The organism is Truepera radiovictrix DSM 17093 (assembly GCF_000092425.1).
Lineage (GTDB): Bacteria > Deinococcota > Deinococci > Deinococcales > Trueperaceae > Truepera > Truepera radiovictrix.
On the sequence record NC_014221.1, the window covers coordinates 1,243,508 to 1,265,278 of the forward strand.

19 protein-coding genes are annotated in these 21,771 nt (G+C 72.1%); 2 read left to right on the forward strand and 17 right to left on the reverse strand.

Annotation, left to right across the window (positions count from 1 at the left end; genetic code table 11):
* Positions 1-139: 139 nt before the first annotated feature.
* The 5 genes from TRAD_RS05765 to TRAD_RS05785 form a co-directional block, all read right to left on the reverse strand.
* Complete coding sequence (locus tag TRAD_RS05765; RefSeq protein WP_013177656.1) at positions 140-1,078, reverse strand: ABC transporter substrate-binding protein; 939 nt, start codon at positions 1,076-1,078, stop codon at positions 140-142.
* Positions 1,075-1,290, reverse strand: a complete 216-nt coding sequence (locus TRAD_RS05770; protein WP_013177657.1) for a hypothetical protein — start codon at positions 1,288-1,290, stop codon at positions 1,075-1,077. The genes TRAD_RS05765 and TRAD_RS05770 overlap by 4 nt, the downstream gene beginning before the upstream one ends.
* 291 nt (positions 1,291-1,581) lie before the next feature.
* The gene (locus TRAD_RS05775; RefSeq protein WP_013177658.1) at positions 1,582-2,190 is read right to left on the reverse strand and encodes a nitroreductase family protein; all 609 of its coding nucleotides are present in this window, start codon (positions 2,188-2,190) and stop codon (positions 1,582-1,584) included.
* Positions 2,187-3,188 carry an iron-siderophore ABC transporter substrate-binding protein gene (locus tag TRAD_RS05780; protein WP_013177659.1) on the reverse strand — a complete coding sequence of 334 codons (1,002 nt, stop codon included), beginning with the start codon at positions 3,186-3,188 and terminating at the stop codon, positions 2,187-2,189. The genes TRAD_RS05775 and TRAD_RS05780 overlap by 4 nt, the downstream gene beginning before the upstream one ends.
* A gap of 80 nt (positions 3,189-3,268) precedes the next feature.
* The gene (locus TRAD_RS05785; protein ID WP_185095205.1) at positions 3,269-4,261 is read right to left on the reverse strand and encodes a ferredoxin family protein; all 993 of its coding nucleotides are present in this window, start codon (positions 4,259-4,261) and stop codon (positions 3,269-3,271) included.
* A gap of 147 nt (positions 4,262-4,408) precedes the next feature.
* Between TRAD_RS05785 and TRAD_RS05790 the strand changes: the two genes are divergently transcribed.
* The gene (locus TRAD_RS05790) at positions 4,409-5,722 is read left to right on the forward strand and encodes an amidase (protein WP_013177661.1); all 1,314 of its coding nucleotides are present in this window, start codon (positions 4,409-4,411) and stop codon (positions 5,720-5,722) included.
* 196 nt (positions 5,723-5,918) lie between these two features.
* Here the strand turns inward: TRAD_RS05790 and TRAD_RS05795 are convergent, their stop codons facing one another.
* From TRAD_RS05795 to TRAD_RS05805, 3 genes are all read right to left on the reverse strand, one after another.
* Positions 5,919-6,707, reverse strand: coding sequence for a TspO/MBR family protein (locus TRAD_RS05795; RefSeq protein ID WP_013177662.1), 789 nt, complete (start codon positions 6,705-6,707; stop codon positions 5,919-5,921).
* A gap of 121 nt (positions 6,708-6,828) precedes the next feature.
* Complete coding sequence (locus TRAD_RS05800) at positions 6,829-7,836, reverse strand: hypothetical protein (RefSeq protein WP_148221194.1); 1,008 nt, start codon at positions 7,834-7,836, stop codon at positions 6,829-6,831.
* A gap of 8 nt (positions 7,837-7,844) precedes the next feature.
* Positions 7,845-8,537 (reverse strand): ABC transporter ATP-binding protein, encoded by a 693-nt coding sequence (locus tag TRAD_RS05805; protein WP_013177664.1) that lies wholly within the window; start codon positions 8,535-8,537, stop codon positions 7,845-7,847.
* 138 nt (positions 8,538-8,675) lie between these two features.
* Here TRAD_RS05805 and TRAD_RS05810 point away from each other — a divergent pair, with 138 nt between their 5' ends.
* A complete protein-coding gene (locus tag TRAD_RS05810; protein WP_013177665.1) occupies positions 8,676-9,041 on the forward strand; it encodes a four helix bundle protein in 366 nt (121 codons plus the stop codon).
* 51 nt (positions 9,042-9,092) lie between these two features.
* On the opposite strand, the gene TRAD_RS05815 is transcribed toward TRAD_RS05810, so the two are convergent.
* From TRAD_RS05815 to TRAD_RS05855, 9 genes are all read right to left on the reverse strand, one after another.
* A complete protein-coding gene (locus TRAD_RS05815) occupies positions 9,093-10,322 on the reverse strand; it encodes an ABC transporter permease (RefSeq protein WP_013177666.1) in 1,230 nt (409 codons plus the stop codon).
* A gap of 1 nt (position 10,323) precedes the next feature.
* Entirely contained in the window at positions 10,324-11,073 is a 750-nt protein-coding gene (locus tag TRAD_RS05820) for an outer membrane lipoprotein-sorting protein (protein ID WP_013177667.1), read from the reverse strand.
* Positions 11,074-11,263: 190 nt separating this feature from the next.
* A complete protein-coding gene (locus TRAD_RS05825) occupies positions 11,264-12,526 on the reverse strand; it encodes an ABC transporter permease (protein WP_013177668.1) in 1,263 nt (420 codons plus the stop codon).
* Positions 12,523-13,713, reverse strand: a complete 1,191-nt coding sequence (locus TRAD_RS05830) for a serine hydrolase (RefSeq protein ID WP_013177669.1) — start codon at positions 13,711-13,713, stop codon at positions 12,523-12,525. The genes TRAD_RS05825 and TRAD_RS05830 overlap by 4 nt, the downstream gene beginning before the upstream one ends.
* A 25-nt stretch (positions 13,714-13,738) precedes the next feature.
* On the reverse strand, positions 13,739-14,212 hold the full coding sequence (locus TRAD_RS05835) for a GbsR/MarR family transcriptional regulator (RefSeq protein ID WP_013177670.1): 474 nt from the start codon (positions 14,210-14,212) through the stop codon (positions 13,739-13,741).
* Between the two features lie 114 nt (positions 14,213-14,326).
* A complete protein-coding gene (locus tag TRAD_RS05840; protein ID WP_013177671.1) occupies positions 14,327-17,716 on the reverse strand; it encodes an efflux RND transporter permease subunit in 3,390 nt (1,129 codons plus the stop codon).
* A complete protein-coding gene (locus TRAD_RS05845) occupies positions 17,713-18,933 on the reverse strand; it encodes an efflux RND transporter periplasmic adaptor subunit (protein WP_013177672.1) in 1,221 nt (406 codons plus the stop codon). The genes TRAD_RS05840 and TRAD_RS05845 overlap by 4 nt, the downstream gene beginning before the upstream one ends.
* Complete coding sequence (locus TRAD_RS05850; protein WP_013177673.1) at positions 18,930-20,036, reverse strand: TolC family protein; 1,107 nt, start codon at positions 20,034-20,036, stop codon at positions 18,930-18,932. The genes TRAD_RS05845 and TRAD_RS05850 overlap by 4 nt, the downstream gene beginning before the upstream one ends.
* Complete coding sequence (locus TRAD_RS05855; protein WP_013177674.1) at positions 20,033-21,286, reverse strand: TolC family protein; 1,254 nt, start codon at positions 21,284-21,286, stop codon at positions 20,033-20,035. Before TRAD_RS05855 ends, TRAD_RS05850 begins: the two co-directional genes overlap by 4 nt.
* Positions 21,287-21,771 lie beyond the last annotated feature (485 nt).

The following is a 21,771-nucleotide window of genomic DNA, read 5'->3' on the forward strand; positions in this document are numbered from 1 at the left end:
GTCCTTGTGACGTGCTTGTGTACACGTGCTCAGCCGAGGCGTTGCAGCCCCTGCGTGGTGGCGAAGGCGGCGAGCTCGACGGCTAACGCCGCCGCGACGAGCAGCAGGAGCCTAAGCCAGAGGCTCCCAGCGCGCCCCTTCACCGCGACACCTCGACCCCGAAGGCCGCGAGGATGTCGCCGAGCTGCGCCCGCCGCCCCAGGGGGCCGTTGGCCGTCCACACCGACGGGTCGACGACGCTTACCCGCCCCTCCTGGACCGCCTCTAAGTTCGTCCACGGGGGCGAGGCGAGGGTAGTGTCGGCGAGCGCCGGGTCGTTGACGGCGACGAAGAGGTGCGTGGCGCCGAGGTCGGCGACGACTTCGGTGGACAACGGCAGCGGCCCCGTAGCGTCACGGTTTTCCGCGACGAGCGGCGCGGGGGTGAGCCCCAGGTCGCGGTAGAGGAGCGGGGCGAGCGCGTACGGGTAGAGGATGGGGCCGCTGGGGGTTAAAAACACCGCCGCGACGCGGGCCGCGCCGGCGGCGGGGGCGAGCGCCTCGCGGGCCGCGGCGACGCGCGCGTCGTGCTCCGCCAAGACCCTCTCGGCTTCGGCCGTGCGCCCGAGTACCTGCGCGACCGCTAGGAGCTGGGTGCGCATCCGGTCCTCGCCGGCGGGCGCCAGCGGCAGCGCGACCGTGGGGGCGATCTGCGAAAGCTGTGCGTAGCTCTCGCCGACGAGTTCGGTGGGCGCCACGATGAGGTCGGGCGAAAGGGCGAGGATGGCCTCGAGGTTAGCGCCGTCGCTGCTGCCGACCTCCGCGGCGTCCGCCAGATAGGGCGTCAGGTAGGCGTTGCTGGCGCCGAAGTAGACGCCGATGCCGACCACCTCGGCGCCGAGCGCGAGCGCCGCGTCGGCGTGGCCGGAAAAGAGCGCGACGAGGCGCGCGGGCCGCAGCGGGACCCGCGCCTCGCCGAGGTCGTGGCGGACGAGGCGGGCCTCGGCCCCCTCCTCGACCTCGAGCGCCAGCGCGAAGGGGAGGCAGAGGAGCGCGAGGGTCAGGGTGAGGCGCCAGAGGGCGCGTCGAGGGGTGTTCATAAGACCTCCTGGGTGTTGGGTGCTGGCCTACGCGGCGCGTCGCCATCTAAAAGCCTCCCGGTAAGCCACGCCTCCGCCTCGCGCAAGGTGGCGAAGGCGCGCATGGGCGCGCCGAAGACCTTGGGGCCGTTCTGCGCGACCGTAGCGGCGTAGGCCGCGCGCCTTTCTGGGTCGGCGACGACGAAGGCGACGCCGCGGCAGAGCCGCCGCATGGCCTCCCGGTGCCCCTTGACGCCGAGCGCGTAGGCGCGGTGGCAGCGACGTTGAGAGCGCCACGCGGCCAGGACCCTTGACGCCGAGCGCGTAGGCGCGGTGCGTCTCGGGGGGGAGCGCGCGCGCAAACTGCGCGGGGTGGGTGACGATGGCGAGCGCGAACGGCTCCTCGCGGCCGAGGAGCGCTGCAATGTCCGCCAAAAACGCCCGCACCTCACCGTCGCCGTAGGCGTCGCTGTAGCGCACCACCGCGAGCGGCCAGCGCCGCGTGTCGGTGAGCGTCGCCGGGGTCACGGCGCGCCTCCCGTGCGGCGAAAGTCGACCAGCACCGCGCTCAGCCCCCGTCTGCGCCGCCCCTGGGGGACGCGCTCCGGCACGCCGTAGAAAAAGGTGCCGACGACCTCGGTCGCTTCGGGGGGGGCGGCGTGGCCAAGGAGCGGCCAGAAGGCCTCGTGCTCCCACACGGCGGCCGTGCTCCACTTGCTCCCCAACCCCGCCGCCCAGAGGTGCAGCATGAGGTTCTGCGCGGCGCAGCAGCACGCGGCGTAGTCCTCCTTGCGCGTCAGTGCGTCCGCGCCTGGGGCGCTCGAGCACGTCAGCACGAGCACGCCCTTGGCGCCCCCCCACTCCTGGCGTTTGCGCGCGACCCGCTCCGGTTTGGCCCCCTTGCGCGCCTGCAGCTCGGCCCACAGCTCGCCCAGACGCGCGATGCGCTCCCGGTCCAAGAGGTAAAAGCGCCACGGCTCGGTGAGGTGGTGGTTGGGCGCCCAGCGGGCGGACTCGACGGCCTCTACAACCGCGGCGTGGTCGGGCTCGAGGTCCGCAAAGCTCCCCTGCGAGACCGTGCGCCGCTCCCGCAGGAGGTGGGCGAGGTCGGTCGCGTCGCGGGGCGTCGTCACCGGCCCGCCTCCGCCGTCTCGCCGGCGGGCACCTGGGTGGTGGGGTCGCCGTCGATGGCGGCCGCCAACCTGGGTACGAGCCCGTCCAAGAGGTACGGCAGGCTCAAGGGGGTGACGAACGACGTCGCGGCGCCCAGCGGGTCGGTGTAGGTCGCTAGAAACACCTCGCGCCCCTGCTGGTGCACCCTCAGGTTCCGGTAGAGGGGGTTGGCGAGCGGCTCCGCGTCGGGGTCCGCGTCGAGCCAGAGGAGCACGTCGACGTCCAGCAGGTCGATGCGCTCCATGCTGAGGTTGCCGCCAAACGACCCCTCGGCGATGGCGCCCAGGCCCTCCGGCAGCCTAAAACCGAGGTCGGTGAGCAGGCGGCCGCGCAGGTCCTCGGGGCCGTAGAGGTAGATGCCCTGGTAGGGGGTCGCCACCACGGCGGTTGCCCCGACGAACTCGGGGTGCGCCTCCTGCACCGCTTGAAAGCGCGCCTCGACCTCTGTAACGACCCGCTCGGCCTCCTCGGCCTTGCCGACCGCGCGCCCGACGGTGCGGGTGAGCTCCTGCCACGGCACCCCCCAGTCGACGTAGGCCGCGGGTTGCGCGACCGTCGGCGCGATCTGCGAGAGCTGCGCGTACTGCTCGGGGGTCATGGCCGAGTAGAGCCCCAAGATGAGGTCGGGCTGCAGCGCCAGGACGCGCTCGAGGTCGACCCCGGTCTGGGTGTTGCCGACGACCTCGGGCAGCGCGCCGCCGAGCTCGTCCAAGCGGGGGCGGGCCCACGGCCAGATGCCGTTGTCGTGGTCGCCGCTGATCCACTCGGTCACCCCCACCGGCGCGATCCCCAAAGCCAGCAGCGCGTCCTGCTCGACCGCGCCGACTGTCACGACGCGCTCGGGCGGGCGCTCGATGGTGGTAGCGCCGTAGCGGTGCTCGAGGGTGACGGGAAAGCCCGCTTGGGCGCTCCCCAGGGAGAGGGCGAGGAGGAGTGAGAGGGTCAAGAGGTGTCTCATGGAGGGTCCTTTCGTGAGGGGTAGGCGTGATGGGGTGATGGGGCCTGAGGGTCTACGGCTCTAAAGGGGAGGGGCCAGCTTCAGGGCGGCGCGGCGGCGCTAAGCTGCGCGACCCGGTACTGCGGGTACGCATAATCCTCCTTGCTGGTCGTGCTGTGGGGGGTCGTGACGCTCGGCGCGAGCTCGACGTGCGCTTCAAACGCGCCCGCCGTACCGTCCGGGCGCCAGAACTCGAGCCGCACCCGCTCCCACGCGCTTTCGCCGGCCTCAAGCAGCGCGCCGCCGCGAGCGAGCGTCAGGCCGCGCTTTTTGACGTCCAGCCACCCCCACCCCTCGCGCCGCCACACCTCGCGCTCGGCCGCCTGCAGAAAGCTCGAGTCGAGCCCCGCCCACCCGCGGTAGTGGCCGCAGAGCCTTTCGACGTCGCCCGTCAAGCTGAGGAGCTGCGCGGCCGCGTCCCCCTCCAGGTACCCCCAGGCGCGAGCGCTGGGGAGCTCCAGAAGGGTCGGCGCGAAGACGTGACCGCCGAAGTGCGTCACCCGCCAGACGCGCACCCCGTCGGGCGCCGCGGCGCGCAACCGGCGAAAGAGCGGAAAGCCGAACTTGGCGCACGCCGCGTCGACCGCGCCGTGGGTGCAGACGAGCAGGTCGCGCGTGCTCTGCTCGGGTTCGCGGTAGCGCTTAAAGGCGCCCAGCGTCTCGGGCTCTAGCAGGAGCGCCCAGATAAGCGGCCCGAGGCGCGCTTCGGGGAGCCGGTAGCGCTCCCCGACAAAGTGCGCGAACGGCCCCTCGGGCCGGCGGTGAACCATCACGAGGCGCTCGCCGGGCACCGAGTACGCGGGGTCGGGGGCGACGGCCAGGGGGCGCAAACGGGGGCGCGGGGTGTGGGGGTCGCCGTACCAAAGTTCGATGAGCCGCCGCACCTCCGCGGGCACCCCCGGGCTGCGCCAGAGGTCATACGGCCACGGCAGGGGCAGCTCGAAGGTGACGAAGAGGTCGCACGCCCCCGCGGAGCCCACGGGGTCGAGCCCGCGTTGGCGGGCGAGGAGGTTGCAGAAGGGGGTGGCGTTCACGGGCGTGAGGTGCCCTCCGGGGGTGGGTCTGGGGGAAGCCGACTGCACCGAGCTTAAATCCGACAAGGCTGGTCGGTTTTTCCGCCGCCATCATACGGGGCTTAATCCCGAGTGTCAAGCTCGGGATTAAGGGGGTATACTCGCGCCATGGACGTCACCGCGCTCCCTTTAAGCGCGCTCGCCCGCGCCTACCGCGCGGGTGCGCTGCGCCCCACGGAGGTCACTAGAGCCTACTTGCGCCGCCTCGAGCCCGGGGCGGTCTACCGCGCTGTGAGCGCGGAGCGGGCGCTAGAGGGGGCGCGCCGCGCCGAGGCGCTCTTCGCTCAAGGGGTCGACCTGGGGCCGCTGCAGGGGGTGCCGCTGGCGCTCAAAGACCTGATGGACACCCGCGGCGAGGTCACGGCGGCGGGGGCCAAGGTGCTCCTGGAGCGGCCGCCGGCGGCGCAAGACTGCCCCGCCGCCGAGCGTCTGGCGGCGGCGGGCGCGGTATTTTTGGGCAAGACCACGATGACCGAGCTTGCTTTTTCGGGCCTCGGGTTAAATCCGCACTTCGGGACGCCGCCTAACGCCCGCGACCCGTCGCGCATCCCCGGCGGCTCCTCGTCGGGGTCGGCGGTCGCCGTGGCCTCGGGGCTCGCGTGCGCGGCCATCGGTTCGGACACGGGCGGCTCGGTGCGCATCCCGGCGGCTTTTAACAACCTCGTGGGGCTTAAAACGACCGACGGCGCGGTGCCGATGGCGGGGTGCGTGCCGCTCTCGACGACGCTCGACACCTTAGGGCCCATCACCAAGACGGTCGAGGACGCGTGGCACCTCCTGCGCGCCCTCACCGGGCGCCCCCCCGCGCCCTTTGCGCCCCGGAGCGTGCGCGGCCTGAAGCTGCTCGCGCCCACGACCGTCTTGCAAGAGGACCTCGACGAGGCGGTGCGGGGGGCGTTCGCGGGGGCGTGCGAGCGCCTGCAAGCGGCCGGGGCGCGCGTGACGGTGCTCGAGCTCCCCGTTCTCGCCGAACTGAATGGGCTCTACGGGCGCTTCGGGAGCTACGCGGCGATGGAGGCTTTGGCGCTCTACGAGGACCTCTTGCGGGAGCGCGCAGGGGACTTCGACCCGCGGGTCGCGGCGCGTATCCTGGCGAGCCGCGGGCGCCTAGCGACCGACTACATCCGCCTCGGTTACGAGCGTTCGCGGCTCCAGCGCGCCTTCTGGAGAGCGTGTGAGGGCTTTGACGCGGTGCTCGCGCCGACGGTCGCCGCCCTGCCGCCCAAGCTAGCCGACCTCGCGGAGGACGACGCCTACTTCGCCGCGAACGCCCGCGTGCTGCGCAACACCACGCTCTTTAACCTCCTCGGTGTGCCCGCCGTGAGCGTGCCGTGCGGCGAGATGGTGGGGCTGATGATCGCGGCGCGGCCTCACCAGGAGGCGCTGGTGCTGGCGGTGGCTAAGGGGCTCGAGCCTTCTTGACAGGGAAACCCCATGACGCAACCTCACGTGGCAACCCCCAAACACTGCTCCGCACCCGTGGGCTTGGCTGAAGATAGGCTTGAAGTTGGGTGCTGCCGGGAACGTAGCGTGACGACCCAGAGCGGCGGGTGACGCGACGGCGCCAGAAAAAACCCCTCGTCCACCTGAGACGAGGGGCCTCGCTGGCGCTTCGCCGCTAGACGTGCACCGCACCCCCGCGCCGCGCCCGCTGCAGAGCGGCTGCGGCGAGCACCCCGGCGGCGACGAGGGCGATGAGGGCGACCAGCGTCGCGGCGCCCCAACGCGCGACGGCGATGCCGATAAGCGCCCACACCAACACCCCGACGAAGGCGACGTCGCCGCGGCGGCGGAGCACGGCGAGCCCGATGAGCGTCGCGGCGGCGATAGCCACCGCGGCCCAGAAGGGGGCCAGCGCGCCGCCCGTGACCCCGAGAGCGACGAGCGTGACGCTGACGTTGGCGACCGTGGCGACGGTGAGCCACCCCAAGTAGATGCTAAAGGGCAGCCGCACCGCGAGGCTCTCGGCTTTGTGAACCCTCGTCCGGCCGACCTCGAGGCGCTCGTAGATGAGCACGAGGCTGAGGAGAAGCCCGACGATCATGATCGTCGAGAGCGCGATCTGCAGGTAGTGCCAGGAGAAGATCCAGGCGATGTTAAAGGCGCACGAGAGGACGAAGAGGGGGCCTGGGCGCCCCAAGCGCGGGTTGTCGCGCTGCTTGGGGAGGATCTGATACACGACGAACACCGCCAGCAGGAGGTAGATAAGCCCCCAGATGGAGAAAACGTACCCCGCCGGGGTAAAAAGGGTGGGGTAGCGGTCCGAGATGTCACCGGTGGTGAGGTTGTTGAGCGGCAAGGTGTTGGCGAGCGCGTTGACGACGACCACCGCAGCGAGCGCGACGATGTTCAGTACGCGCCAGAAGAGGTCGCCGCGACCCGTCGAAGGGACGACCGTTACAGCCATGGGTGCTCCTTTGCGTTCGTAACGCGTACCGAAGCGGCCGGTACGCGAGGACGTGCCTCCAGTATGGCGGAGCTGCGCGCGGTTGCCATCGGGCGGCTTACAATCGGCTCCGGCGCCCCCGTCAGAAAAAGCTCCGCACCCCCACCGACACGTTGAGGGCGCGGACCCGTTCGCCCCAGCTGCCGCCGGCGCTGAGGGTGAGCTCTTCGTCGCCGCTTAGGGCGCTGTAGGTGAGCGCCGGTTGCAGCTCGGGGGTGTCGGCCACAAGGAGCCGCACGGTCCCGGTCAGCGCGTCCGCCTCGCGCTGCAGCAGCGTGAGCTGCCCGGCGAGCTGCGGCGCGGGCGCGGTGCTCGGGGGGGGCGCGGCGTAGGCGGCCTCGAGCGTCCAGAGCCGCGCGCCCAGGTAGCCGCTCGCCCCGAGCGCGCCGCGCGCCTCCAGGGGCTGGGTGAGCAGCCACGCCTCGCCGTAGAGCACCGTGGCCCCGAAAAGGCCGCTGCCGCCGAGCCCCACGACGAGGCTGGAGGTGCCGTGCGCGCTGGGGTAGAGGGCGGTGGCCTCGAGCTCGAACCCCCCGAAGCTCCCCCGGACGCCGAGCAGGGGGGTGGGGGCGCTAAAAGCCGCCCCGTGGGTCGCGGGGTAGAGGAGCGCCCCGCGGACGCGCCACGAAGCGCCGAACGCTTGCGGGTACCACGCCGCCCGCACCCCCAAGACCCCCCGGGGGAGGCCGCGCGCGTTGCGCGCCTCCACGCTAAAGGGCGCGCTGAGGCGCGCGACCTCCAGAGGGAGCCGCTCGAGCCCCGCGCTCAGGTCCACCTCCCCCCGCCGCACGAGGGCGTAGGCCTCGGTGAGGCCAGCGTCGAAGGCCACGCCGCCGAAAGTTCCAGCATCGAACGCCGCAGCGCCAAACGCCGCGGCGCGCCCGACGCGCACGCTGGGGTCCAAGGCGAGGGTGAGGGTGGCCTCCAAGGGCGCGCCGAGGGTGTGCGCCGCCTCCAGGTGGCCCGCGAGCGTCCAGGAGGGCGCCGCCCGCACCCCCTCCGCGAGGTCGGCGCCGAGCGCGACCTCGAGCGCGCCTTGGGTCCTGAGCTGCGCGTGCGCCATTCCCATGAAAAGGAGCGCAAGAGACACCGCCCACCTCATGCCGCCTGCGCCTCCTCGCCGACCACGCGTCCGTCCTGCAACCAGACGGTCCGCCGCACGTGTGACAGGAGGCGGGGGTCGTGGGTGCTAAAGAGGAACGTCACCCCCTCCTCGCGGTTGAGCCGCTGCATGTGCGCGATGAGCGCCTCGCCGGTCGCGCTGTCTAGGTTGGCGGTCGGTTCGTCCGCCAGGATGAGCTTGGGCCGCGCCGCGAGCGCCCGCGCCACCGCCACGCGCTGCTGCTGCCCGCCGGAGAGTTGGTTGGGGCGGCGCTCGCCAAGGTCGGCGATGCCCAGGACCTTAAGCGCCGCGAGCGCGCGCGCCTCGCGCTCGCGTTTGGGGACGCCCTGCAGCTCGAGCACGAAGGCGGCGTTTTCAAGGGCGCTCAAGACGGGGATGAGGTTGTACGCCTGAAAGACGAAGCCGAAGTGCGTGAGCCTTAAAGCGGCGAGCGCCGAGGCGCTCAGGCCGTCGATACGCTCGTCTCCTAGCCACACCTCCCCCGCGCTCGGGTGATCGAGGCCGCCCAAGAGGTGCAGCAGCGTGCTCTTGCCCGAACCCGAGGGGCCGGCGATCGCGGTGAACTCCTGCGGGTAGATCTCGAGGTCGACCCCGCGCAGGGCGTGCGTCTCGACCTCGCCGGTGCGGTAGCTTTTGCGGAGGTTGCGGGTGCGTAAAAGGGGGGGCATGGGGTCCTTTCGGAGGGTGGGGAGTCCGTAGTCAGAAGGCAGTAGCCAGTAGTCAGTAGGCAAGTCAGTAGCCAGTAGTCAGGGGGTGGTAGTCAGAAGTTCACTGCTCGGCAGGGGGCAGTTGGGTAGGGTTGGGGGGTGAGGCAGCCTGCGAAGGTGTTTACGGACCTGCTCGTTTGGCAGAAAGCGCACCGGTCTGTCCTAGAGGTGTACGCCTATACGCGCGGCTTTCCCAGGCACGAGCGTAGCGGGCTTGCGGGGCAGTTTCGCCGCGCAGCCGTCTCGGTGCCCGCAAATATCGCGGAGGGGTTTCGGAGGCGCGGCAAGGCGGACAAAGCTCGCTTTTACAACATCGCGCAAGGCTCGCTCGAGGAGTGCCGCTACTACCTCATTCTGGCGCACGACCTCGGCTACGGTGAAACGCACGAACTCATGTCCCTCCTTAGCGAGGTCAGCCGTTTACTGGACAGCTTCACGAGAACCCTGCTGACCCCTGACTCCTGATTTCTGACTCTGACTACTGACTCCTGTCTACTGACGACTGACTTCATATCTTCACGCCGAAAACCTCATCGCCTCGACCGGCTCGAGCCTGAGCGCGGTGAAAGCGGGTAAGAGCGCGGCGCAGACGCCCGTGAGGACGGTAAAGAGCGTGGCGACGGCGACCTGGGTGGGCGTGAGGGTGGCGTAGAGCACTTCGGGCAAACCGGCGTCCCCCAAGAGCTCGGTGTAGGCCGGCGGGAACGAAAAGCCCTGCGCCATGACCCCGACCACCCCGAGCCCGAGCGCAGCCCCGGCGAGCGCGCCGAAGCCGCACAGGATGAGGCTCTCGGCGAGCACCATGCCGAGCACCCGGCCTCGGGGGGCGCCGAGCGCTTTGATGACGCCGAACTCGCGCACCCGCTCGATGACGCTCAGGTAGACGGTGTTGGTGACGAGCAGCCCCGCGAGGACGAAAAAGACGAGCGTCACGACGGAGGTCGTCGCGGGGATGATGTCTAGGTACGCCGCGACGCCCGGGTTGAGCTCGCGCCAGGTGGGGAGGCTCACCCCGTCGCCGAGGCGCTCCCCGAGCGCCGCTTGCAGGGCGGGGAGGGTGGGGTCGTCGGAGCGCCCGAAGTCGGCGAGGTGCAGCTCCATGCGGGTCACGGCGTCCGGTGCGGCCAGCTCCTGGGCCGCCGCGAGCGACACCTCCGCGACGGGCGCGCCCCCCGGGATCTCCAGAAGCCCCACGACGGTGTAGGCCGCCGCGCCGTACCCCTCGGTGCCGGGGGCGTAGACGTACACCGTGCCGCCTAGCCCCACCGCGAGCGCGCGCGCGAGGCTCTGGCTGAGCGCGACGCCCGTCAGGTCATCCTCCGCGGGGAGGCGCCCCGCGGCGAGCGCGCGTGCGGTGTAGCGCGCCTGGAGACCGGGCGCGCGCGACACCCCCTCGAGCACCACCCCGCGGCTCCGGCCGTCGCCCTCCACCAGCCCGGGGACGCTCAGCGCGGCGACCAGTTGGGCGTTCTCGGGCGCCTCCGCCTCGAGCCGCGCCCGCAGCGCGCCTGCGTCCCGCAGCAGCAGGTCGCTAAACGCGCGCAGCTCGCGGTAGTTTGCGGCGCGCACCTGAAGGTGCCCGGTGCTCGCGGTCAGGTTGTCGTACATGCCGTTTTGGAGCGCGCCCGCGAGGCCGAAATAGATGAGCGTCAAAAAGACCACCACCGCGACCGCGCCCGCGCTCACCGCGCTGCGCCCGCGTTTACGCAGCAGGTTGCGCCACGCGAGCTCTAAGGTCCCGCGCACCTCAGCACCCCCGCTCGAGCGCGGCTTCCGTAAAGCAGCCCGAGACCTCGGCGCCGAACTCGGGGTCGCGGATCACGAGCACCGTGCGCTCCCCCTCGCGCAGCAGGTTCGTGACCTCGAGCCGCGTCGGAAACGCCACCTCCGCGACCTGCACGACCTCGGAGAAGGTGACGCGCCGCACCGCCGCGCCGCGCTGGTCGTAAAAGGTGTATTCGAGCGGCGTGAGGTCGCCCTCCTCGCTCACGCCGGCTACGATGACGACCCGCCCGTAGGGGGTCGGGGCGGTCGGGGTGGGGGTGAGGGTGAGCTCAATGGCGTCCGCCGTTTCACCGGTGATCTCGGCGGTGTAGTCGGTCTCGAGGTCGCGCCCCGAGAGGTCGCCGTAGGCGAGGTCAGAGCCCAAAAAGGCGTCGCTCTGGGCGCTCGGCGGCAGGCGCAGGGTGCGGCGCAGGCGTGGGTTGTAGAGAAAGAGCTCGTCGCCGCGCCGCAAAAACGCCTGCCCCGCGTCGCGGGGTGGCGCGGTGACCCGGATGAGGCTGCGCGCCTCCCCGTCGGTGACGAGTTCCAGCTCGAAGACCTCCTCTCGGCCCGGTCGGGAGATGCGCATCGTGACCCCTCCGCGCATCGTCTGCGCCCCGCGCTGCGCGTCCAAAAGGGCGCTTAGAATCGCGTCCGCGCCTTGCTGGGCGAAGCCGAGGGGGGTGAGGCTGAGGAGGGCTAGGGTGAGAAACTTAAGGGTGGGGCGTTTCATAGGGGACCTCTTTGGGGGGCGAGCGATGAGCCATGAGGAGATGAGTGATGAGTCATGAGCAACGAGCCATGAGCAATGAGTCATGCGCGACGTGTGGTGTTGACCGACTTCTGACCCCTGGCTTCTGACTACTGACCCCTGACTACTGACCCTGGCTGCTGACTACTGACCCCTGACTGCTTCTGCGTCCCTACTCCGCCCGCATCGCTTGGGCGGGCCTTAGCCGCGCGACCCGCCGCGCCGGCACGAGCAGCGCAAAGGCCGCGGCGAAGGCGACGGGGGCGGCGGCGTAGAGGGCGTAGCGCGGCGACGAGGTGGTGTAGAGTTCGTCGCCGATGCCGTAGGCGGCAAAGCCGTCGAAGATGCCGGCGAAGGCCGCGCCCAGGAGGTTCCAGGTGCCAAGCGTCCAGGTGAGCGCGTAACCGAGGGCGAGCCCCGTGAGCCAGCCGAGCGCCGTGGCGAACACCGCCTCCAGGACCACCATGCGGGCGAGCTTGGGCGGCGCGAGGCCGATGGCGGCCATCACGCCGAACTCGCGTTGGCGCTCCAAGACGCTCACGACCACCGTGCTGGTCACGGCGAGGGCGGCGAGCACGGCAAAGAGCAGACCGATAGGGATGCCCGAGAGGCGGCTCGCGTCCACCTGCGCTGCGAGCGGCCCCAAGAGGTCGCGTAGGGAGTAGGCGCGCACGCCGCCCGGCAGGGCGCCCTGCACGCGCGCCGCCACCGCCTCCTCCTGGCCGCGCGGCACGTCCAGAGCGACGCCGGTTGCGGTGTCGACGCCCGTGAGCGCGCGGGCGTCCTCTAGGTGCACGAGCACCGCGGCGTCGTCGACGGCGGCGACGCCCGTCTCCAGCAGGCCGACGACCTCCAGCCCGGTCGCCTGCGGCCCGGCCAGCGCCGCCGCGTCGAGCGCCAGGCGCTCGCCGACGCGCACGTCGAGGCGCGCCGCCAGCTCCGTGCCGAGCACCGTCTCCCCGGGCGCCTCGAGCATCCGCCCCGCGGTGACGCTCCCCGGAAGGTCGCTCACGGCGGGCTCGAGCGCCGGGTCGACCCCGCGCACCTGAGCGCCAAGAGCGGTGTAGGGGGAGCGCAAGAGCGCGTAGAACTCGAGCCGCGGCGCCGCCGCGCGCACCCCCGGCACCCCCCGCAGGGTTTCCAGGAAAGCGAGCGTCGGCAGCGCGTTCTCGGGGTCGGGGTCGTCCCCGTACGCGGGGGTCGCGACGAGGGTCGGGGCGCTCAGCAGCCGCGCCTGACTCGCCAGCATCGACTCGGTGACGCCCTCGGTGTAGCCCCAGTAGAAGACGGTGGTGAGGGTGGCGTAGGCGACGACCACGATAAGTAGCAGCGTGCGCCGCCGCTGCCGCCAGAGGTTGCGCCACGCGAGGCGCACCAAGGGGCCCAGGCGCGCGCCCCCCCCGCGCTGGGTGGGTAGCGGGGTGCGCGTGTTCATCGCCCCTCCTGCGCGCCCTCGCCGAGCGCGGCCAGGAGCCCACCGTAGAGCCCCAACAGGCGCGCCTCCTCCAGGGGGGCGTCCTCGCGGTTTTGGGTGACGCTGACGCAGTAGGTGCTCGCGTCCCCCTCGAGATAGGTCGTCAGGTTCATCACCCCCGGCTCCGAACCGCCCTTAAAGGCCACGCGCGTCCACCTATCCGGGTCGGCGACCCCGGGGTTGACGCTCATGAGGGGCAGCTCTGACACCTCCGCGATGAGCGCGCACAGCTCGCGGGCGCTGACAAACCACTCCACGTCGAGCGCGGTCGGTTCGGTGGGGAAACTCAAGGGGTCTGGCAGGTCGCGCGCCGCGGCCTCCTCCAAGACCCTGCGCCGCGCCGCCTCGTCCCCCTCGCGGTAGCGCGCCAAGAGGTCGGCGTGGGCGGGGGTTTTGAGCACGAACGCCTCGCGGGTCGTGAGGAGGGGGCGGTTGCGTTCGCCGAGCTGCGCCTCGACGGCTTCGCGCCCGAGCGTGTGCATCAGCGCGTCGGTGGCGGTGTTGTCGCTGACGGAGATCATCAGCGTGGCGAGCGTCTCGAGCGTCAGCGCGCTCCCCTCCGGCCAGTCTTGGAGGAGACCGCTCGGCAGGCTCTTCCAAGCCGCCTCTAGCGTCACGACCTCGTCCCAGGCGCGCTCGCCCGCCTCGACGCGCTCTTGCAGGGCCGCCAGCACGGCGAGCTTGAAGCTCGAGCCCACCGCGAGCGGCGCGTCGGGGGCCATTGCCGCGCGCTCCTCGCCCCCCTCGAGCACCAGCACGCTCACCTCGCCGGGGAGCGCCTCGAAGCCCGCGAGCGCCGCCTCTAGGTCCGCGACCGCCGGGATGGGGGCCAGAAACTGCAACCCCGTGATCCGCCCCTCGGCGTTGAGGATGATGCGCGCGGGGAGCGCCCCGTTTTCAAAGAGCACGGTGTACTCGCCGGCGTCGCCCTCGACGCTCCGGTAGGCGCCGAGGTCGGCGGTGAGCTGCGCGATGATCGGCGCGATCTGCTCGGCGGGCACCTGCTCCAGAAAGCTCTGCGCGAACCAGGCGGGGTCGACCTCGGGGGCGGTGAAAAAGCGCTCCAGAGCCGCCTCGGGGGTGAGCGTCTGGGCCCAGCTCCAGGGGAGCAGCGCGGCCACGGCGAGCGCGAACAGGGTACGTTTCATGGTCAGCCTCCTTGCGGCGCGCGGCTCAGTCTTCGCGCGCTGACGCGTCCCAGCGTTGTAGCAGCGCGGGGAGCTCCCTTTCCCAGTGCGCGAAGTAGTCGCGCATCTCGACTAGGCCCCGCCGCACCTCGGGGTCATCGGTCTCGAGCAGCGCGAGCCCCCGTTCGGCCATCGCCTTAAAGGTGCCGATGATGGCGAGGCGGGTTTTGAGCGTCTCGTTCCAGGCGTTGGGGCGGTTGCGGTAGCGGTCGCGGCGCTCGCCCGGACGCCGCACCCGGTCGATGATGCCGGCGCGCTCGAGCATCCGGGTGGCGGCGCTGATCGACCCGCGGCTCGCCCTTAGCGCCCCCGCGAGCTCCTCGGCGCTCATCTCGGGCGGGTCGGCCAAGAGAAGCGCCCCGAAGACGCGCCCGGCCATGCGCGGCAGCCCGAGCCCGGCCATGAGGAGCCCCATCTCCTCGATAAACGCCGCTTTGTCGTCGGCCATCTTGGGTGCCAAGGTCACCTCCTCCGGTCAATCGAGTTTAAGAGTTTTTGAATTTTCAGTCAAGACTGAAAATTCTGAACGCTAGCGGGGGTGAGAAACCCCCTCGAGCGCCTCGAGGGGGTGGGCTTACGGGAGCTCGTTGAGCGCCGGTTGCGTGGTGGGGTCCTTGGCCGGGTGCGGCGCCGGCGCGACCACCACGGCGCCGCCGGAACCCGCCTGCGGCCGGTCGTGGGCGCCGCGGTCGTAGGCTCGGCGCTCGAACTGGTAGAACGCGGCCGGCACCACGTAAAACGTCAGCAGCGCCGAGGTCATCACCCCGCCCAGGATGACGAGCCCCAAGGGGTAGCGGAACTCGGCCCCCTCGCCGAGCCCCAAAAGGAGCGGTACGGAGATGACCACCACCGTCGAGGTGGTCATCAAGATGGGGCGAAAGCGGACGCTGGCGGCCTCTAGGAGGGCGTCTTTAAGCGTCATGCCGCTGCCGGCGCGGGCGAGCGCGACGTCAAGGAGCAAAATCGCGTTTTTGGTGACCAGGCCGACGAGCATGATCACCCCCAAGACGCTGATGACGTCGAGCGAGGTGCCGCTCAGGTAAAAGAGCCAGATCGCCCCGACGAGCGCCAAGGGGACCGTCAGGAGGAGGTAGAGCGGGTACTTAAACGAGTTGAACTGGCTGCCGATGGCGAGGTAGTTGAGGAGCAGCGCGAGGGCGAAGGCGATGGGGGCGTAAAAGAGAAGGTCGCCTAAGAGGTCGAAGTTGGCCCCCTGCTGCTGCACCACGCGGTTGTCGAGGATGCCCTCGGCGGTGAGGCGCGCCTCGACGCGCGCTTGGACCTGCGACAAGCTCGCCCCCGGCAGCAGTTCGGCGCTGAGCGTGGCGTTATACGCCTGGTTGACGCGGCTGATGGTCGCGGGGGCGGCGCGGGTCTCGAAGCCGCCGAGCTGCCCCAAGGGCAGCGCGCGCCCCAGGGCGGGGGCGAGGATGGGCAGCCCCAAAAGGCTCCCCTCGTCGCCCAAGGCGAGCGGGTCGGCGCGCACCCGGATGGGCACCTCGTCGCCGAGGGCGCGCAGCCGCCCCGCCTCGCTGCCGACGTTATAGGCCGAGAGCGTGTTGAAAACGTCGCTCACCGTGAGCCCCGTGCCGTCGAGCGCCGCCGGGTCGACCACGAAGACGCGCTCGGTGGTGGTGTCGGCGAGGTCCGCAGCGGCCCCCCGCAGCCCCTCGGTGTCGCGGAGCACCTCGAGGGCCGCTTCGGTGCGCTCGCGCAGCAGCTCGAGGTCATTCGACGCCAAGTTGAGGGTGTAGCCGCTGCTGCCGGGGGGGCCGCCCGCGCCGGCGTTGGCGACCGAGACCTCGGCTTCGGGCACCCCCCGCAACAGCTCCCCGAGGGTGCGCTCGAGCGCCACGATGTAGTCGGTGGTGCTCAGGGCGCGTTCGCGTTTGGGGACGAGCTGCAAGACGAAGCTCGCGCGTTCGGCGTTCGAACCGCCCAGGATCCCCCCCGACCCGACCGTGACCTGCACCGTCGCGATGGTCGGGTCGGCCAAAAGGGCGCGCTCGAGCGCGCTCGCTACAGCGTTCGTGCGCTCCAAGCTGGTGCCGGCGGGGAGCTCGAGGGTCACGCCCACGAGCCCCGAGTCGTCGGGCGGCTGAAAGTTAAAGCCGATCTGCGGAAAGATGACGAACAAGCTGCCAAAGAGCGCCGCCGCGACGAGCAGCACCGCCCAGGCGTGGCCGAGCACGGCCCGCAGCGAGCGCACGTAGGCGCGGCGCCCCCAGCCGACGAGCGCGTTCGTCGCGCGGTGGAGGCTGAGGAGGAGCGCGCCTAGGAGCAGGAGCAGAAGCCGCCCGAGGTAGCGCAGGAGAAAGAGCGACGGGGGCACCGCGAGGAGCAGGGCGAGCGCCACCGGGCCCCACCGCCAGAAGAGCAGGGCGCCGGCGGCGGTTAGGAGCACCCAGAAGGGCGCGCAGCGCAGGAGGCCAGCGCTCCACGCCGCGTCCGCCTGAAAGCGCCGCGTCGCCCCCCCCAGCGCCTGCCACCCCGCGGGGAGCGGGTCGGGGGCGAGCGCGAGGCGCACGGTCAGGAAAAACATCGCCTCGAGGTATGAAAACGCGATCGCCGCGGCTAAGGTGATGCCGAACTGGCTGAAAAACTGCCCCACGACCCCCGGGAGAAACGAGATCGGCAGAAAGACGGCGAGCAGCGAGAGCGTCGCCGCGAGCACCGCGGTCGCCACCTCCCCCGTACCCTTGAGCACCGCCTCGCGCTGCGACAGCCCGGCGGCGCGGTAGCGGTCCATGTTCTCGGCCACCACGATCGAGTCGTCGACGACGAGCCCGATCGCCACCGTGATGGCGAGCAGGGTGATGAGGTTAAAGGAGAAGCCGAGCAGCCCGAAGACGACAAAGGCCCCCGCGGCCGAGATGGGGATCGCCAAGACCACCCCGAAGACCGAGCCGAGGCGGCCGGTAAAGAGCAGCACGATAAGCGACACCGCGAAGGCGGCGATGAGGAGCTCGCGCAGGGTGTCGCGGACGCTCGAGGCGATGTAGACGGAGGTGTCGCCGACGACCGAGACCTCGTAGCCGGGGGGGAGGGCGAAGGCCTCGAGCGTCTCGCGGAGGTTCTCGGCGGTCGCGACGGTGTTGCTCCCCGCGAGCTTGCGCACCTCTAAAAGCACCACCGGTTCGCCGTTGAGCCGCGCGTAGGTGGTGACCTCGCGGGTGCCGTCGCGCACCGTCGCGACGTCGCCGACGCGCACCCCCTGCGCCGAGTCGACCCGGATGGCGGCGACCGCCGCGAGGTCTTCGGGGGTCGCTCGCCCCGCGAGCAGGAGCCGGTTGTCGCCCACGGTCAGCGTCCCCGCCGAGACGTCGACGGCCGAGGCGGCGACTGCGCCCGCGACCGCCTGCGGGGTGAGCCCGTAGGCGGCGAGCTGCGCGGGGTTGAGCAGGACCTGGACCTCGCGCGCGGCGGGGCCCACGACCGTGACGTCGGCGACCCCCTGCACGCGCCGCAAGGCGGGTTGCAGCTCGTCTTCGGCAAACGCCTGCACGGCGCTCAGCGCCTCGCCGGGGGCGGCGACGGCGACGCTCAAGATGGGTTCGTCGGCGGGGTCGAACTTCTGCACCGCCGGGGTGCCCGCGCCCTCGGGGAGCAGCGGCGCGATGGCGTTGACGCGCCCGCTCACGTCGATGGCGGCCTCGTTGACGTTGACGCCGGCGTTAAACTGCGCGATCACGACGCCGAAGCCCTCGGAGGCGATGGAGGTGACCGCGTTAATACCGGGCAGGGTGCTGAGCTGCCCCTCGATGGGTTCGGCGATCCCCCGCGAGACCTCCTCGGGGCCCGCCCCCGGGTAGGTGGTGCTCACCGCCACCACGGGGATCTCGATTTCGGGCAGCAGATCGACGCCGAGCCCGAGCGCGCTGATCACGCCAAAGAGCGTGAGCGCGCCGAAGAGCGAAATCGTCAGGACGTAGTTGTCGACGAAAAAGCGGATGAGGCGCGTCACGGCGCGCCCTCCTCGATGACCTGGACGGGGGTCCCGGGCGGGAGGTCGGCGGGGACGGGGAAGACGACCTCGGTGCCGGGCGCGAGCCCCGTCACGGCGACCTGCGCGCCCGCTTCGCCCACGACCTGGACCGTGCGCGCCTGCACGACGCCCCCCTCGACGACGAGCACCTGCGCCTCGCCGCCGCTCGCTCTCAGCGCGGCGCTCGGCAGCAGCGTCCCTTCGGCGAGCGTCAGCTCGTACGAAAACTGCGTCACGGTCCCCGTCGGGATGGGCGTTTCCGAGGGGTAGATCTCGGCGACCAGGGTGACGAGGCGCCCCCCTTGGGTCTGCGAGGCGCGCAGGGGGCGCGCCGCGTAGTCGAGGCCGCCGTAGGGGAGCCAGATGAGCCCCGCTTCCAAAAGCCGCGGCGCGTCCGCGGGGGGGACGTCGAAGCGGGCGAGCCGCCCCTCGGTGCCGACGACGCGAAACGCCGGGGAGCCCGCGCCGATAAACTCCCCCTCTTCGACGAGCAGCTCGGCGATCTCGCCGGAAAAGGGCGCGCGCAGCTCGGCGTCGCGCAGGGCCGCTTCGGCTTGCCTCAGCTGGGTCTGCGCCTGCTCGAGCTGCAGCCGCAGCAGCTCGAGGTCCTCGCTGGGGGCGAGGCGGCTCGCCTCGGCCGTCCCTTTAGCCTGCAGGTACGAGGCCTCGGCCTGCTCGAGCTGCACGCGCAGCTGCGTCAGCTCGCTGCGCGCGAGGCCGCCCGCCTCGAAGAGCGCCGCGCCCGCCTCGTACGCCTCGCGCGCCGCCTCGAGCCCCGCGCGCGCCGCCTGCAGGGCCGCTTGCGCCTGGGCGTCGCCGGAGGCGCTGGCGCGCTCCGCGCTCTGCAGGTTGATGCGGGCGCTCTCGACGGCCAGGGCGGCGTTGTCGCGGTTTAACCGCAGCGCTTCGTCATCGAGGTACACGACCACCTCCCCGGCCGCGACGCGGCTCCCCTCACGCGCCGCGATGCGCGCGACCTGCCCGGTGGTCGCGGCCGAGACGCGGCTCTCGCGGGCGGGTTCGATGGTGGCGGTGGCGCTGCGCGTCACCGTCAAGGTGCCCGTCTCGGCGCGCACCGTGCGGACGCTGCGGACGAAGAGCTCGCCGCCCGTCTGCGGCGCGGCGCTCGCCACGCCGGGTAGCAGCGCGAGAAGGGCGAGCGCGGCGCACAGAAGCGGGTGCAGGGGCGCTCTCACGGCCGCTCCTGGGCGCGGGTCTCGTCGCTCTCTGGCGCCGAGGCGTCTGGCGCAAGGGCGGCGAACGGCCCGCCCAAATTCACGAGCGTCCCCGCCTGCAGCTCGAGGAGCGCGGTGAGCAGACCCTGGCGCGCGCTCTGGAGCTCGGTGCGGGCCCCTTGCGCCTGCAGCTCGGTCTGCTGCAGCTCGATCTCGGCGATCAGCCCCGCCTCGAAGCGTTGGCGCTGGGTCTTAAGGCGCGCCTCGGCGCCCGCCAGGGTCTGCTCGGCCACCTCGAGGGTGCTGCGCGCCGCCTCGAGCTGGTTGTAGAGCCCGCGAATCTGCAGCTCGAAGCCGCGGCGCGCCTCGGCGAGGCCGCTCCGCGCCCCCTGCAGCTGCAGCTCGGCGCTCGCGATCTGCGCCCGCGGCGCGTAGAGCGGGTCGAGCACCGCCCGGCTCAGCTCGGCGAGCTCGAGCTGCTGGCGCACGGCCAAGAGGTCGGGGTGGCGCGCGGCGGCCTCCTGGGCGCGCCCCAGGGGGGGCGGCGCGACGAGGTAGCGCTCGGGGATCCCCGCGAGCGCCGCCGCCGTCACCCCCTCCCCGGCCTCGCCCAGCAGCCCGCGGAGGCTGGCGAGGGCGAGCTCGAGCCCCTCCTCGGCGGCGCGCAGACCGCTGCGCGCCTCCTCGAGGGCGACCTCGGCGTCGGCGAGGTCGAGGCGGGTAGCCGAACCGTTCTGCAGCCGGATGTGGGCGATGCGCAGCCCCGCTTCGCTCACCGCGACGCTCATGCGGGCGAGATCGCGCTGCGCGCGCGCCCCCAGCACCCCCGTGTAGGCGCTGCCGAGCTCCTGCAGGGCGGTGTAGCGCGCGCTCTCGAGCGCCGCCTCGGCGAGCGCCACGCGCTGCTCGGCCTGTACGAGGTCGGCGCGCACCGCGAGCGGGTCGCGCGCCGTGCGTTCGGCGGCCGCGCGGGCGTCCTCGAGCTCGCGCCGCGCGCTCTGCACGTTGGGCCGCGCCTCGGCGTAGCCGAAAGTCTCTTCCAGGGTGAGCGCGTGGGCGAGGGCGAGGGCGCCGAGAAGGGCGAGCGCCAGCAGGAGGCGGGGGACGGTTCTCAAGGGGGTCATGGCTGGGTCTCCGGCAGGGGTTCTGAAAGCGTCTCCGAGGGGGGTAGGGCGTAGAGGGTGTAGAGCTCCAGAAGGGCGCTCAAGGTGCCCAGCTCGGCGCTGCGGCGCGCGAGGTCGGCCTGGAGCAGCTCGAGGAGCGCCCCTTGGGTCTCGAGCGCGGAGGCGAGCCCGAGCTCCTCGCGCGTCCTCGCCTCCGCGTAGGTGACCTCGGCGTCTTCGAAGGCGCGGCGGGCGCCCGCGAGGTCGCGCGCGGCGTTGCCGTAAGCGGCGCGCAGCGCGACCTCCTGGAGCGCCGCCCCCTCGCGCGCCGCCTCGAGCCCCGCGCGCGCCGCCTCGGCCTGGCGCGCGCTCGCCTCGAGGGCGCTAAGCGCGCCGACCGACAGGTTCGCCGACACCCCGACGGTCAACGACGAGCGCACGGCGCTCTCGGGGAGGGTGCGGCCGGGGTCGCGGTAGCTCACCCCGAGGCTCGGTTGCAGCGTGCGGCTCTCCAGCGAAGCGGTGAGCGCGGTTTCGTCCGAGAGGTTCCAGGCGTAGCTCACCTGGGCGACGGGCCAGAGGGCGCGCTCGGCAGCGGCGACGCCGAGTTCGGCCTGCAGCGCGGGCACCTCCGCCCGTTGCAGGGTGGCCGGAACGCCCCCGTCGGGGGGCGCCAACGCGGCGAGCGCCGCCGCGGAGGGCGCGGGGGTGTCGCCGACGAGCGCCCGCAGGTTGCGGCGCGCGGTCTCGGCGTCCGTGCGGGCGTTGTGCAGGAGCGTCTCGGCCTCGCGGAGGGCTGAGCGCGCCTCGCGCAGCTCGCGCGCGGTCGCCCCGCCGCGCTCAAAGCGCCTCTGGGTCGCCTCAAGGCCGCGCTGCGCCGCCGCCTGCCCCGTTTCGGCGAGCGCCACCGAGCGCTCCGCGAGCTGGAGGTTGAGCGCCGCTACCAGGGCGCGGGCCTCGAGCCCCGCGCGCGCCTCGCGCAGCTCCAGGTGGCGGCTGCGCACCTCCAGCTCGCGCCCGCGCACGGCGTCGGCGACGTCGCCGAAGGGGTAGGGGCGGAAGACGAGGGTGGCCGAGAGCTGCGTTTGGGTCTCCGGCAGCGCCACCCCGCCGGGGGGGGGGAGCTGCGTGACCGTGAGCGCCTCGTCGAGCCCGAGGCGGGTGTAGGCGCCGCTCGCCTCGAGGGCGACCGGGTCATAAGCGGCGCGCAGCTGCAGCTCGGCGGCCTCGAGCGCCGCTTCGGCCGCGCGCAGCTCGGGGTGCGCGGCCAATGCCGCTAGAAAACGCCGCAGCGCGGCCGTGTCCGGAGTCGCGTCAGGCGCTGTGTCGGGGACTGTGTCAGCGGATAAGCCAGGGAGACGGCTTTCACCGACCGGCGAGGGGGCGCTCAGCGCAAAGGCGGCGAGCGCTAGCGCGACGGTTGCGCCTAGGCGCGGCGTCCCACCACGGGCGCGCGGGGTCGGAGCGTCGGGCGCCGAACGTGCGGGGGGTGGGGGGGCGGCGTCATCGGGGGGGTAAGACGGTGTAGGGGAGGGCGTCTCATCGTTCTCCAGTCGGTTGCGGCGGGGCCAGCGCCCCTGGACGGACGGTTGCAAAGGGGGCAGTTGGGGCCCGTGAAAGCGCCGAGGGTGTCGCCCCTACCCGTCACGAAGCGGTGGCGTACGCTTTTAGATTGTAGGGGTTTGCGCGTCCACCAAGAACGCGCTGTCCTACCTTGTCCTACCTTCGCGTGTCTCACTCGTCGCACGCTCGTCAC

Coding starts and splice junctions, on each gene's coding strand:
- TRAD_RS05765 (WP_013177656.1), bottom strand. CDS start 1,078: ATGAACACCCCTCGACGCGCCCTCTGGCGCCTCACCCTGACCCTCGCG.
- TRAD_RS05770 (WP_013177657.1), bottom strand. CDS start 1,290: ATGCGGCGGCTCTGCCGCGGCGTCGCCTTCGTCGTCGCCGACCCAGAA.
- TRAD_RS05780 (WP_013177659.1), bottom strand. CDS start 3,188: ATGAGACACCTCTTGACCCTCTCACTCCTCCTCGCCCTCTCCCTGGGG.
- TRAD_RS05790 (WP_013177661.1), top strand. CDS start 4,409: ATGGACGTCACCGCGCTCCCTTTAAGCGCGCTCGCCCGCGCCTACCGC.
- TRAD_RS05795 (WP_013177662.1), bottom strand. CDS start 6,707: ATGGCTGTAACGGTCGTCCCTTCGACGGGTCGCGGCGACCTCTTCTGG.
- TRAD_RS05805 (WP_013177664.1), bottom strand. CDS start 8,537: ATGCCCCCCCTTTTACGCACCCGCAACCTCCGCAAAAGCTACCGCACC.
- TRAD_RS05820 (WP_013177667.1), bottom strand. CDS start 11,073: ATGAAACGCCCCACCCTTAAGTTTCTCACCCTAGCCCTCCTCAGCCTC.
- TRAD_RS05825 (WP_013177668.1), bottom strand. CDS start 12,526: ATGAACACGCGCACCCCGCTACCCACCCAGCGCGGGGGGGGCGCGCGC.
- TRAD_RS05830 (WP_013177669.1), bottom strand. CDS start 13,713: ATGAAACGTACCCTGTTCGCGCTCGCCGTGGCCGCGCTGCTCCCCTGG.
- TRAD_RS05850 (WP_013177673.1), bottom strand. CDS start 20,036: ATGACCCCCTTGAGAACCGTCCCCCGCCTCCTGCTGGCGCTCGCCCTT.